We start from the raw sequence: 13,401 nt of genomic DNA, 5'->3' as shown, positions 1-13,401 counted from the left end.
AATGAGAAGTTACGCAAAATTATATGTGTATATAAAATCGACACATCTTTATAATGCAATGATTTATATGATTAAATATTTTCATGCGTTCATATTTACGGCAATTCATTGATCCACCTCAGTGGATTGGTCAAAGTTTGGCCTTTCATCTCGTGCGAAAAATGCGTAATATACGCCGCCTTGCAGTCACAGTATGGTCATTTCTTAACTCATGCGCATCGGACAATACCAGCTCAGAAATCGCCTGATCGCAGCACCTATGGCTGGCATCACTGACAGACCATTCAGGACGCTGTGCTATGAGATGGGAGCAGGATTGACGGTATCCGAGATGATGTCTTCTAACCCGCAGGTTTGGGAAAGTGACAAGTCTCGTTTACGGATGGTGCACGTTGATGAGCCAGGAATTCGCACGGTGCAAATTGCCGGTAGCGACCCTGTTGAGATGGCCGATGCCGCACGTATTAACGTGGAAAGCGGCGCCCAGATTATTGATATCAATATGGGGTGTCCGGCTAAAAAAGTGAATCGCAAGCTCGCAGGTTCAGCCCTCTTGCAGTACCCGGATCTAGTGAAATCAATACTAACCGAGGTCGTCAATGCAGTGGACGTTCCTGTCACACTCAAGATTCGCACCGGCTGGGCTCCGGAACACCGTAACTGCGTAGAGATTGCCCAACTGGCTGAAGACTGTGGCATTCAGGCTCTGACCATTCATGGACGCACCCGCGCCTGTTTGTTCAATGGAGATGCTGAGTACGACAGTATTCGGGCAGTTAAGCAGAAAGTTTCCATTCCGATTATCGCGAATGGCGACATTACTGACCCGCATAAAGCCAGAGCTGTACTCGACTATACGGGGGCGGATGCCCTGATGATAGGACGTGCAGCTCAGGGAAGACCCTGGATCTTTCGGGAAATCCAGCATTATCTGGACACTGGGGAGCTGCTGCCCCCGCTGCCTCTGGCAGAGGTGAAGCGCTTGCTTTGTGCGCACGTTCGGGAACTGCACGACTTTTATGGTCAGGCAAAAGGGTACCGAATTGCGCGTAAACACGTATCCTGGTATCTCCAGGAACACGCTCCGGATGACCAGTTTCGGCGCACATTCAACGCCATTGAAGATTCCAGCGAACAGCTGGTGGCGTTGGAGGCATACTTCGAAAATTTTGCGTAAACAGAAATAAAGAGCTGACAGAACTATGTTCGAACAACGCGTAAATTCTGACGTACTGACCGTTTCTACCGTTAACTCTCAGGATCAGGTAACTCAAAAGCCCCTGCGTGACTCGGTTAAACAGGCACTGAAGAACTATTTTGCTCAATTGAATGGTCAGGATGTTAACGATCTCTATGAGCTGGTACTGGCTGAAGTAGAACAGCCCCTGTTGGACATGGTGATGCAATACACCCGCGGTAACCAGACCCGTGCTGCCCTGATGATGGGCATCAACCGTGGTACGCTGCGTAAAAAACTGAAAAAATACGGCATGAACTGATACTAATCAGCGAAATGTTTGTTTTAAAAGGCGCTACTCGGCATGGGGAAGCGCCTTTTTTATTAACGTCACACGGGAGGCTTTGGCGATGAACGCAAGATGTGAACCTGTCTATTTTGGCGATGAATCTAAAAAGACAATCCTGGGTGATGCTCTGACCGAACTGAAAAAGCTGCCGTCAGAAAGCGTCGATCTCATTTTCGCCGACCCACCTTATAACATCGGTAAAGACTTTGACGGGATGGTGGAATCCTGGGACGAAGAGGCATTTTTGGCATGGCTGTTTGAGTGCATTGACGAGTGCCATCGCATTCTCAAACCACACGGCACCATGTACATCATGAACAGTACGGAGAACATGCCGTACATCGATCTCAAATGCCGCCAGCTCTTTACCATCAAGAGCCGTATCGTGTGGTCATACGATAGCTCCGGGGTGCAGGCCAAAAATTACTTTGGTTCGATGTATGAACCGCTTCTGATGATGGTAAAAGATCAGAAAAACTACACGTTTAATCGTGATGATATTTTGGTTGAAGCCAAAACGGGCGCTAAACGTGCACTGATAGACTACAGAAAGAACCCGCCCCAACCTTACAACCAGAAAAAAGTACCAGGCAATGTCTGGGAGTTTCCACGCGTTCGTTATCTGATGGACGAATACGAAAATCACCCGACTCAAAAACCCAAAGCCCTCCTTGAACGCATCATTCTGGCTTCCTCCAGTCCAGATGACAGCGTGCTGGATCCGTTTGCCGGTAGCTTCACTACCGGTGCCACTGCCGTGGAATTAGGTCGCAAGTTTGTCGGGATTGAAATCAATGCCGAGTACGTAAAAATGGGGCTCAGAAGAATGAGTATTGGTTCGCATTTTTCAGAGAATGAACTTGCAAAGGTGAAAAAGCGGAAGACAAAAAATCTGTCTAAAAAGAGTCGATTAACAGCAAAGAGCGGCGATCTTTCAGCAAAGTAAAGGCATTGTAAGTCTGCTTTTCAGCTTGCAGATTTCGTGTATATTCCCTGCACGCTTGGGCATGAATACACAGGGTTTGGTAATGATTCGCAAGTATTGGTGGCTGGTTGTTTTTGCGGTCTTCGTTTTTCTCTTTGATGCGCTGCTCATTCAGTGGATAGAGCTGATGACAACGGAGCACGATAAGTGCCGGAATATGAATTCTGTAAACCCCCTCAAGCTGGTCAACTGCGTCGACCTCGAATAGCACGACGAAAAATACGTCGACAGCCGTCAGGTCCTGGCGGCTAAAACTATCCTGGCTGATTTTCACTCTGCATTAATTGCATTACACAGCCGTCTGGGCTTAACATTTTTAATACGTTATCAACTAATACTGGCGCTTGCCCATACAAATCATAACTCACTGGATTCATTAACCAGTTTTTTATTATCCCGCTAAAGCTACCGTGCAGAATAATGATGATGACATCTAAATCCAGACTGGTAGCAATCAGATTTTCATCCACGCATTTTTGCAGTGAATCACGAATGCTTTGATGACTGAGACCTATTTTATCGCGAATGGTCTGTTCTGATATCATATCGTTATGAAATTCACATTTATGATATAAAATTTGCATTAATGCCTGCTGGCGAGGATTCTGTGCAATATATTGCAATCCCACAACAAACTTTTCACGCAGTCGCTGTAAAGGATTATCACCCCAACGACCAATAAGTTTATCCTGAATAAGATCGCGTAATGAAGGTTGTTGTAACCATAGCGCATTGAACAATTGCGTCTTATTTTCAAAATGCCAATAGAGCGCCCCCCGCGTCACGCTGGCGGCATCCGCAATGTCGTTTAACGTCGTATTGCTAACACCACGCACGGCAAACTGCATAATCGCTGTTTCTATCAGGTGCTGTCGTGTTTTGAGGGCATCAGCTTTCGTTTTTCTGGCCATGGTTTCGACTGTCTGAGGTAAGGTAGAGAATGATTAACTTTCTTATGTAATATTTGCTAAACGGAACAAATGTATCACTTAGCGTTTATTTAGACGAGTTCTAAAACAGTTAATTATGGATATTGCACACGAATAAACAAAACAAATAACAACCACCAATATATTCACCAACCGAATACTTATTTCAATATGTGTTTATGCGCATCATTGCATTACTATTAAAACCATAATGAAACAACCGAAGATAAATCCTTTTTTGTTTTTACGTGCCGTGTATCGCGCCCATAAATAAGTATTGCTTACATCGCAAGCTAATAATTTGTAGGATAGCCAACCATTATTTTCACTTGTGCGCGTTATCGCCTCTGCGTTACCCGGTTAATAACGAGCGTTCGGTTTTTTAAGGAATAGAAATGACGAAAAATGCCAGGTTTTCACTCCTGCCCTCATTCATCATCATGTCCGCTGTATTACTCGCCGGTTGTAACGATCAGGGAGAAACACAAGCTCACCCCGCAGAGCCGCAGGTGACTGTCCATGTCGTCGAAAAGGCGCCTTTAGCCGTGACGACCGAATTACCTGGGCGCACAACAGCATTTCGTATTGCTGAAGTCCGTCCTCAGGTCAGCGGGATTGTACTTAAACGGAATTTCACCGAGGGAAGCGATGTTGAAGCCGGTCAGTCGCTTTATCAGATCGATCCTGCGACTTACCAGGCCGACTACGACAGCGCCAAAGGCGAACTGGCAAAGAGTGAAGCGGCAGCAGCTATCGCACATTTAACGGTAAAACGTTATGTCCCGCTGGTTGGCACTAAGTACATCAGCCAGCAAGAGTACGATCAGGCCATTGCTGATGCTCGCCAGGCCGATGCCTCCGTTATCGCGGCAAAAGCGGCGGTCGAAAGCGCTCGTATCAACCTGGCCTACACCAAAGTGACATCGCCCATTAGCGGACGTATCGGTAAATCTAACGTCACCGAAGGCGCATTAGTCACGAATGGCCAGGCAACTGAGCTTGCTACCGTGCAACAACTTGATCCTATTTACGTCGACGTAACACAGTCCAGTAATGACTTTATGCGCCTCAAACAGTCCGTTGAGCAAGGGAGCCTGCATAAAGACAGCGCCAGCAGTACCGTCGAACTGGTGATGGAAAATGGTCAGTCGTACCCGCTGAAAGGTGCGTTGCAGTTCTCTGATGTCACCGTTGATGAAAGTACCGGATCCATCACCCTCAGGGCCGTATTCCCTAACCCACAGCACACGCTGCTGCCGGGCATGTTTGTGCGTGCTCGTATTGATGAAGGCATCCAGCCGAATGCCATTCTCGTTCCCCAGCAAGGGGTAACGCGAACGCCACGCGGCGATGCAACGGTGATGGTTGTCAATGACAAGAGTCAGGTCGAGGCTCGCACCGTCGTTGCTACTCAGGCGATAGGTGACAAGTGGTTAATCAGCGAGGGCTTACAGCCTGGCGATAAGGTTATCGTCAGCGGATTGCAGAAAGCGCGTCCCGGCGTAAAGGTTAAAGCAACCACCGATACCGAAACTCCAGCCGCAAAAACTGCGCAATAAGGTAACCGGACATGGCTAACTTTTTTATCAATCGCCCTATTTTTGCCTGGGTTCTGGCCATCATTCTGATGATGGCAGGGGCTCTGGCAATCATGCAACTGCCCGTTGCACAGTATCCGACCATTGCACCTCCTGCGGTCGCTATTTCTGCCACCTACCCAGGTGCGGATGCGCAGACGGTACAAGACACGGTTACGCAGGTTATCGAACAGAATATGAACGGTATCGATAACCTGATGTATATGTCCTCCACCAGCGATTCCTCCGGGAGCGTCACCATTACTCTGACTTTCGAGTCGGGTACTGACCCGGATATCGCACAGGTCCAGGTGCAAAACAAATTACAGTTAGCGATGCCCTTACTGCCACAGGAAGTACAGCAGCAGGGGATCAGCGTCGAGAAATCCAGTAGCGGTTTCCTGATGGTGGCGGGTTTTGTCTCCGATAATAACAATCTGACGCAGGATGATATTTCCGACTATGTGGCGTCTAACGTTAAAGACGCAATAAGCCGAACAGCAGGTGTCGGCGATGTCCAGATGTTTGGTGCACAGTACGCAATGCGCATCTGGCTCGACAGCAACGCAATGAACAAATATCAGTTGACTCCGCTGGACGTTATCAATCAACTGAGAACGCAAAACAATCAGATTGCCGCAGGCCAACTGGGAGGCGCACCATCCGTCCAGGGTCAACAACTTAATGCCTCCATTATTGCTCAGACACGCCTGAAAACGCCGGAAGAGTTTGGCCGCATAACGCTGAAGGTGGGCCAGGATGGCTCAATGGTTCACCTCAGAGATGTAGCCCGCATCGAACTCGGCGGCGAAAACTATAACATGGTGACGAAAATTAATGGTCAGCCTGCAACAGGCCTGGGCATTAAGCTGGCGACCGGTGCAAACGCGCTGGATACTGCCGCAGGCGTCAAAGCAAAGCTGGCTGAGTTACAACCTTTCTTCCCGCAAGGTTTGCAAGTGGTTTACCCCTATGACACTACACCATTTGTAAAAATCTCGATTAACGAGGTGGTGAAAACGCTGTTTGAAGCCATCATCCTCGTCTTCCTGGTGATGTACCTGTTCCTGCAAAATCTGCGCGCCACGCTGATTCCAACTATCGCAGTGCCTGTCGTGCTGTTGGGAACATTCGCGATCCTCGCCGCATTCGGATTCTCCATCAACACGCTAACGATGTTCGGAATGGTGCTGGCCATCGGCCTGCTGGTCGATGACGCCATCGTGGTAGTAGAAAACGTCGAACGCGTCATGGCGGAAGAGAAACTGCCGCCCAAAGAGGCGACGCAGAAATCCATGGTCCAGATCCAGGGCGCACTGGTCGGGATCGCGATGGTGCTCTCGGCGGTATTTATCCCCATGGCGTTCTTTGGCGGCTCGACCGGCGCCATTTACCGCCAGTTCTCTCTGACCATTGTTTCAGCGATGGCGCTTTCTGTTCTGGTCGCCCTCATTCTTACGCCAGCGCTTTGCGCAACGCTGCTAAAACCCGTTTCCGCCGGACATGTTGAAAAGAAAGGCGGTTTTTTCGGATGGTTTAACGCCCTGTTCGATAAAAGCGTCGGGCATTACAGCAATAGTATCAGCGGTATTCTGCGCAAAACCGGACGCTACTTGTTGCTATATGTTCTTATCGTCGGCGGAATGGCTGTTCTGTTTTTACGCCTCCCTACCTCCTTCTTGCCCGAAGAGGATCAGGGGGTCTTTATGACAATGGTGCAACTTCCTGCCGGTGCGACACAGACGCGCACACAGCAGGTGCTGGATCAGATTCAGAATTACTACCTGAACCAGGAAAAAGCGAACGTAAAATCGGTGTTCACCGTTAATGGCTTCAGCTTTAGCGGCCAGGGACAGAACTCCGGTATCGTCTTTATTAGCCTCAAACCATGGGAAGAGCGTTCGGGCGATGAAAACGGCGTGACGGCTATCGTCGAACGTGCGACCAGGGCGTTCAGCCAGATTAAAGATGGACTGGTGTTCCCGTTCAACATGCCTGCCATTCTTGAACTGGGTACCGCGACCGGCTTTGATTTTCAGTTAATTGATCAGGCTAACCTCGGTCATACAGAACTGACGAAAGCCCGGAACCAGTTGCTGGGTATGGTGAGAGAACATCCAGATTTGCTGGTGCGCGTGCGCCCTAACGGTCTGGAAGATACCCCACAATTTAAGCTGGATATTGATCAGGAAAAAGCCCAGGCGTTAGGCGTAAGTCTGTCGGATATAAACCAAACGATTTCCACGGCCCTTGGCGGCACCTATGTGAACGATTTTATCGATCATGGCCGAGTGAAAAAGGTATACGTTCAGGCTGACGCGCCGTTCCGTATGTTACCCAACGACATCAACAATCTCTACGTACGTAGTGGGAATGGTGAAATGGTGCCATTCTCTGCGTTCAGTTCATCGCATTGGATTTATGGTTCACCTCGCCTGGAGCGTTACAACGGTATGCCATCAATGGAAATACTGGGAGAGGCCGCGCCGGGTCGAAGCACCGGTGAAGCCATGGCGCTCATGGAAAACCTGGCAGCACAGCTGCCAACCGGTATCGGCTATGACTGGACGGGGATGTCATATCAGGAACGGCTCTCCGGCAATCAGGCACCTGCGTTATACGCTATTTCGTTAATTGTCGTCTTCCTGTGTCTCGCCGCATTGTATGAGAGCTGGTCCATTCCATTTTCAGTCATGTTGGTTGTACCGCTCGGCGTGGTCGGTGCGCTTCTGGCGGCGTCCATACGCGGTCTGAATAACGACGTTTACTTCCAGGTAGGTCTGCTGACTACCATCGGTCTTTCCGCCAAAAACGCTATCCTTATCGTGGAGTTTGCCAAAGACCTGATGGATAAAGAAGGTAAAGGGTTGATTGAAGCCACACTGGAGGCGTCACGCATGCGTCTTCGTCCAATCCTGATGACATCTCTGGCGTTTATTCTGGGGGTTATGCCTCTGGTTATCAGCCACGGAGCAGGTAGCGGGGCGCAGAATGCGGTTGGTACAGGCGTAATGGGAGGCATGCTGACCGCGACATTGTTGGCAATCTTCTTCGTACCCGTCTTCTTCGTTGTCGTCAGACGGCGTTTTAGTCGGCGCAACGTTTAATTTGTAAAATAAAGGCGTCTTCGGACGCTTTTTTCACCTAAGATGCCCCTCTTTATTTATTAATAAGATAGCCATTTATTTCTAATAAACCCTTCCTGAAAAAATCGCGAATCACCTTTCTTTTTATCCATTATTTTTACAATCCACATGAATTGAGATTATTCCTCATGTCAGTATTTTTTTAAGAAGTGGTAAAATAATCGCCGAGTTCGCAGATGGCTTAGCGTTTGTCTTTGCTCAATTAGCGAAACGCTTATTTTTGAGGTAACACCATGAAAAGATTAATATCCGTTGCATTGCTTACCGCATTCCTGGCCGGCTGTGCACACGATTCTCCTTGCGTACCTGTCTACGACGATCAGGGGCGCCTGGTTCATACCAATACCTGTATGAAAGGCACCACGCAGGATAACTGGGAAACAGCCGGTGCCATCGCCGGTGGCGCAGCAGCCGTTGCCGGGCTGACGCTTGGGATAGTCGCCCTGACCAAATAAATCTTCTTAAAAGCGCGGTGGGTACCGCGCTTTTTGCAATAAGAATTAAATCTTCATATAAGACAAAACGTTGGTATATAGCACTCAACGTATAATAAAATTATTATAGATTTTCCTCACATATCCACGATTTGAAATTAGCATTTTTTCAGTTCTTCGTAACAGCGCGCTTTCTTTTCATTATTCTCACGTCATCAATATTAACGTACGAAATCGTTATCACGCGTCCGGTTTGATTTTTAAATTTTTTGCGCCGAAATGTGGCTTACGTTTCAATTTTGCACCACTTCAGGGCGCTGCATTTATTTTTTCCTGTCTACACTCTGGATATTGCGTCGAATAATCGTGCGCAAAAACCTGGCACTACCTTTGCTTAAAAGAGTATGGCCATAGCCACAGACAGGTAAAAGACGTTTTCAGAACGTTTCCATAACAATAATTCCTCCACACAGGATGCTCTATGAAAAAGATGATAATAGCCAGCCTGGCTGCGGCCGGCGTGCTGCTTGCGGTTGCAAATCAGGCACATGCCGGCGCAACACTTGATGCCGTAAAGAAAAAAGGTTTTGTGCAGTGTGGGATCAGTGACGGGTTGCCTGGCTTTTCTTATGCCGATGCAAGCGGTAAGTTCTCAGGTATTGATGTCGACGTATGTCGTGGCGTTGCCTCCGCCGTATTTGGCGATGATAGCAAAGTAAAATATACCCCGCTCACCGCCAAGGAACGCTTTACCGCACTACAATCTGGTGAAGTCGACATGCTCTCTCGTAATACCACCTGGACCTCCTCTCGTGACGCAGGAATGGGAATGTCTTTCACTGGCGTAACGTATTACGACGGCATTGGTTTTCTTACCCACAATAAAGCGGGTCTCAAGAGTGCTAAAGAGCTGGATGGCGCAACGGTTTGTATCCAGGCAGGAACAGATACCGAACTGAACGTGGCTGACTACTTTAAAGCCAACAACATGAAGTACACCCCTGTCACTTTTGACCGCTCGGATGAATCAGCTAAAGCTCTGGAATCTGGACGCTGCGACACGCTGGCTTCCGACCAGTCTCAGTTGTACGCCCTGCGAATCAAGCTGAGTAACCCTGCGGAATGGATTGTCCTGCCTGAAGTTATTTCTAAAGAACCGCTGGGACCTGTTGTACGTCGTGGAGACGATGAGTGGTTCTCCATTGTTCGCTGGACGCTGTTCGCCATGCTGAATGCGGAAGAAATGGGCGTTAACTCGAAAAACGTCGATGAAAAAGCGGCTAATCCTGCAACGCCGGATATGGCACACCTGTTAGGCAAAGAAGGGGATTATGGCAAGGATCTGAAGCTTGATAACAAATGGGCTTACAACATTATCAAGCAGGTAGGTAACTACTCGGAGATCTTTGAGCGTAACGTGGGATCGGAAAGCCCACTGAAGATCAAACGTGGACAGAACAACCTCTGGAATAACGGTGGCATTCAATATGCGCCACCGGTGCGCTAATGCGTAGTGATGTAACGGGTGCCGCGACTGCGGCGCTCAGTCCAGAGTCATAGTTACCGAGGTTTTCTTATGTTCCATCGCCGCTCAATCGTAAAAGGATCGTTATCCTTTTCTAACCCTGCGGTCCGCGCCTGGTTATTTCAAATACTTGCCGTCATTGCGGTCATCTGCATTGCGGTCTATCTCATCCATAACACGATAAATAACCTGAACAATAGCGGTATTACCTCGGGATTCTCTTTTCTCGATCGCAGCGCCGGATTTGGTATTGTCCAGCATCTGATCGATTACGAGCAAGGCGATACGTATGGCCGTGTCTTTATCGTTGGCCTACTCAATACGCTATTGGTTTCTGCACTGTGTATTGTTTTCGCATCAATTATTGGTTTCTTTCTCGGACTGGCACGCCTGTCAGATAACTGGTTATTACGAAAGCTCTCGACGATCTACATCGAAACGTTCCGCAATATACCGCCGCTGCTGCAGATCTTCTTTTGGTATTTCGCCGTATTACGTAACCTGCCCGGCCCACGTCAGGCCGTTAACGCGCTGGACTTGATGTTTCTGAGTAACCGGGGGCTCTATATTCCGGCACCGCAAATGGGAGAAGGATTTTTTGCCTTTTGCGGCGCTGTAATTATCACTATCGTCGTCACTATCGGGCTATTTCGCTACAACAGAATGCACCAGACTAAAACCGGTCAGCTACGCCGGACCTGGCCCACGGCTCTGGCGCTGATCGTGCTTTTACCGATGATCTCACAGTGGCTGTTTGGCGCAGCGCTTCACTGGGATATCCCCGCCCTTCGCGGTTTTAACTTCCGTGGCGGTATGGTGCTTATTCCCGAACTGGCTGCCCTGACGCTGGCGCTTTCAGTGTATACCTCGGCGTTTATTGCAGAAATTATTCGAGCTGGAATCCAGGCCGTTCCTTATGGCCAACATGAAGCAGCACGCTCGCTGGGTCTGCCAAATCCGGTGACACTGCGCCAGGTGATCATCCCACAGGCGCTGCGCGTCATCATTCCCCCATTAACCAGCCAGTATCTGAATATCGTCAAAAACTCCTCACTTGCGGCCGCTATTGGCTACCCGGATATGGTTTCACTGTTTGCCGGCACGGTACTCAATCAAACAGGGCAAGCCATTGAAACCATTGCTATCACGATGTCGGTGTACCTGATCATCAGCCTGAGCATTTCTCTGCTGATGAATATTTATAACCGCCGTATTGCACTGATTGAGCGCTAAGGAGCCATGATGACAAAAGCACTGCTGTCTCACCCCTCGCGTCAGAACAGTAACCCGGCAAGCCGCAGTCTACTCTGGGTGCGTAAAAACCTGTTCTCCAGTTGGTCAAATAGCCTGCTCACGCTGCTGTGCATTTGGCTGATTTGGTCATTTCTTCCGCCACTGCTGAACTGGGTATTCTTTCAGGCCAACTGGGTCGGTTCAACCCGCGCAGACTGCACCAAAGCAGGGGCTTGCTGGGTGTTCATTCATGAACGCTTTGGGCAATTCATGTATGGACTTTATCCCCACGATCAGCGCTGGCGCGTAAATCTGGCCCTGATCATTGGCCTGGCCTCTATCGTCCCTATGTTCTGGAAATCTATTCCTCACCGTGGCCGCTATATCGCCGTCTGGGCCGTCGTTTATCCCGTGGTGGTCTGGTGGTTGATGTACGGTGGTTTTTTCGGACTTGAGCGCGTAGAAACCCGACAGTGGGGCGGATTAACACTGACGCTTATCATTGCATCCGTGGGGATTGCGGGCGCGCTTCCGTGGGGTATTTTACTGGCGCTTGGACGTCGGTCTCATATGCCAGTCGTGCGGATTTTATCCGTCATTTTCATTGAGTTCTGGCGCGGTGTGCCGTTGATTACCGTCCTTTTTATGTCCTCGGTCATGCTTCCTCTGTTTATGTCCGAAGGGGCCAGTATCGACAAACTTATCCGGGCGCTGGTCGGCGTGATTCTTTTCCAGTCGGCGTATGTCGCAGAAGTGGTTCGCGGAGGGTTACAGGCCCTACCAAAAGGTCAGTATGAAGCCGCTGAATCACTGGCGTTAGGGTACTGGAAAACGCAAGGGCTGGTCATTCTTCCGCAAGCCCTCAAGCTGGTTATTCCGGGTCTGGTTAACACGATTATCGCCCTGTTTAAGGATACCAGTCTGGTCATCATCATCGGCCTGTTTGATCTCTTCAGTAGCGTGCAGCAGGCAACTGTAGACCCTTCATGGTTGGGTATGTCGACGGAAGGATATGTTTTCGCTGCACTGATTTACTGGATCTTCTGTTTTAGCATGTCGCGTTACAGCCAACATCTGGAAAAACGTTTTAACACCGGGCGTACACCGCACTGAGGAATTTATGAGCCAATTATTAATGCCGTCTACCGACGCGATGATTACGCTGGAAAACGTCAACAAATGGTACGGACAGTTTCACGTCCTGAAAAACATCAACCTGAAGGTAAAGCAGGGAGAACGCATCGTATTATGCGGACCTTCCGGTTCGGGTAAATCGACAACTATCCGCTGTATCAACCATCTGGAAGAGCATCAGCAAGGACGTATTGTGGTGGATGGGATCGAACTCAATGAAGATATCCGCAATATTGAGCGCGTCAGACAAGAAGTTGGCATGGTTTTTCAGCACTTTAATCTCTTTCCTCATTTGACGGTCCTGCAAAACTGCACGCTGGCACCAATCTGGGTACAAAAGATGCCGAAAAAAGAGGCTGAAGCTCTGGCAATGCACTACCTTGAGCGAGTTCGCATTGCTGAACATGCGTATAAGTATCCTGGGCAAATCTCTGGTGGGCAGCAACAGCGCGTGGCCATTGCACGCTCACTGTGCATGAAACCCAAAATCATGTTATTCGATGAACCCACATCAGCGTTGGATCCTGAAATGGTAAAAGAAGTGCTTGATACCATGATAGGTCTGGCACAATCAGGCATGACCATGCTGTGTGTTACCCATGAAATGGGCTTTGCCCGTACAGTGGCCGACCGGGTGATCTTTATGGATCTTGGCGAGATTGTTGAACAGGCAGCACCGGATGAGTTTTTTGCTCACCCCAAATCTGAACGCACGCGTGCGTTTTTGTCGCAGGTTATCCATTAAAGCCATGCGCCGGATACAGCACTGGCGTTTAACAGATAAAACAAAAGGCCCAGTCGAAAGACTGGGCCTTTTGTTTTTATTTGATGTCTGGCAGTTCCCTACTCTCGCATGGGGAGACCCCACACTACCATCGGCGCTACGGCGTTTCACTTCTGAGTTCGGCATGG

General features: G+C 49.1%; 12 protein-coding genes and 1 rRNA gene. 11 read left to right on the top strand and 2 right to left on the bottom strand.

Features of this window, described 5'->3' with window-relative positions; genetic code table 11:
• Positions 1-211 precede the first annotated feature (211 nt).
• From dusB to OGV75_RS02270, 4 genes are all read left to right on the top strand, one after another.
• On the top strand, positions 212-1,177 hold the full coding sequence (gene dusB, locus OGV75_RS02285; RefSeq protein WP_047359094.1) for a tRNA dihydrouridine synthase DusB: 966 nt from the start codon (positions 212-214) through the stop codon (positions 1,175-1,177).
• A 25-nt stretch (positions 1,178-1,202) separates the two neighbouring features.
• Positions 1,203-1,499 carry a DNA-binding transcriptional regulator Fis gene (gene fis, locus OGV75_RS02280; protein WP_000462905.1) on the top strand — a complete coding sequence of 99 codons (297 nt, stop codon included), beginning with the start codon at positions 1,203-1,205 and terminating at the stop codon, positions 1,497-1,499.
• 88 nt (positions 1,500-1,587) lie between these two features.
• Complete coding sequence (gene yhdJ / locus OGV75_RS02275) at positions 1,588-2,472, top strand: adenine-specific DNA-methyltransferase (protein ID WP_286480355.1); 885 nt, start codon at positions 1,588-1,590, stop codon at positions 2,470-2,472.
• Positions 2,473-2,554: 82 nt separating this feature from the next.
• Entirely contained in the window at positions 2,555-2,719 is a 165-nt protein-coding gene (locus tag OGV75_RS02270) for a DUF2556 family protein (protein WP_003025279.1), read from the top strand.
• Positions 2,720-2,765: 46 nt separating this feature from the next.
• On the opposite strand, the gene envR is transcribed toward OGV75_RS02270, so the two are convergent.
• On the bottom strand, positions 2,766-3,422 hold the full coding sequence (gene envR, locus OGV75_RS02265; protein WP_047359095.1) for an acrEF/envCD operon transcriptional regulator: 657 nt from the start codon (positions 3,420-3,422) through the stop codon (positions 2,766-2,768).
• Between the two features lie 413 nt (positions 3,423-3,835).
• Between envR and OGV75_RS02260 the strand changes: the two genes are divergently transcribed.
• The 7 genes from OGV75_RS02260 to OGV75_RS02230 all read left to right on the top strand — a co-directional run bounded on the left by OGV75_RS02260 (position 3,836) and on the right by OGV75_RS02230 (position 13,234).
• Positions 3,836-4,999: an efflux RND transporter periplasmic adaptor subunit gene (locus OGV75_RS02260; protein WP_151222264.1), complete on the top strand. Its 1,164-nt coding sequence runs from the start codon at positions 3,836-3,838 to the stop codon at positions 4,997-4,999.
• An 11-nt stretch (positions 5,000-5,010) separates the two neighbouring features.
• Positions 5,011-8,124 carry an efflux RND transporter permease subunit gene (locus OGV75_RS02255; RefSeq protein WP_016157598.1) on the top strand — a complete coding sequence of 1,038 codons (3,114 nt, stop codon included), beginning with the start codon at positions 5,011-5,013 and terminating at the stop codon, positions 8,122-8,124.
• Between the two features lie 272 nt (positions 8,125-8,396).
• Positions 8,397-8,618 carry a lipoprotein gene (locus tag OGV75_RS02250; protein WP_003025292.1) on the top strand — a complete coding sequence of 74 codons (222 nt, stop codon included), beginning with the start codon at positions 8,397-8,399 and terminating at the stop codon, positions 8,616-8,618.
• Between the two features lie 460 nt (positions 8,619-9,078).
• Complete coding sequence (locus OGV75_RS02245; protein ID WP_003025295.1) at positions 9,079-10,104, top strand: amino acid ABC transporter substrate-binding protein; 1,026 nt, start codon at positions 9,079-9,081, stop codon at positions 10,102-10,104.
• Positions 10,105-10,173: 69 nt separating this feature from the next.
• Positions 10,174-11,355, top strand: coding sequence for an amino acid ABC transporter permease (locus OGV75_RS02240; RefSeq protein ID WP_047359097.1), 1,182 nt, complete (start codon positions 10,174-10,176; stop codon positions 11,353-11,355).
• A gap of 9 nt (positions 11,356-11,364) precedes the next feature.
• Complete coding sequence (locus OGV75_RS02235) at positions 11,365-12,468, top strand: amino acid ABC transporter permease (RefSeq protein ID WP_286480354.1); 1,104 nt, start codon at positions 11,365-11,367, stop codon at positions 12,466-12,468.
• A 7-nt stretch (positions 12,469-12,475) separates the two neighbouring features.
• Positions 12,476-13,234 (top strand): amino acid ABC transporter ATP-binding protein, encoded by a 759-nt coding sequence (locus OGV75_RS02230; RefSeq protein ID WP_047359099.1) that lies wholly within the window; start codon positions 12,476-12,478, stop codon positions 13,232-13,234.
• An 85-nt stretch (positions 13,235-13,319) separates the two neighbouring features.
• Here OGV75_RS02230 and rrf read toward each other — a convergent pair.
• Positions 13,320-13,401 (bottom strand): 5S ribosomal RNA (rrf, locus tag OGV75_RS23610); the annotation flags it as partial.

Source organism: Citrobacter sp. Cb028 (assembly GCF_030336705.1).
In the GTDB taxonomy this organism is placed as follows: Bacteria; Pseudomonadota; Gammaproteobacteria; order Enterobacterales; family Enterobacteriaceae; genus Citrobacter; species Citrobacter braakii.
This window is presented reverse-complemented; position numbering and strand designations above follow the sequence as displayed.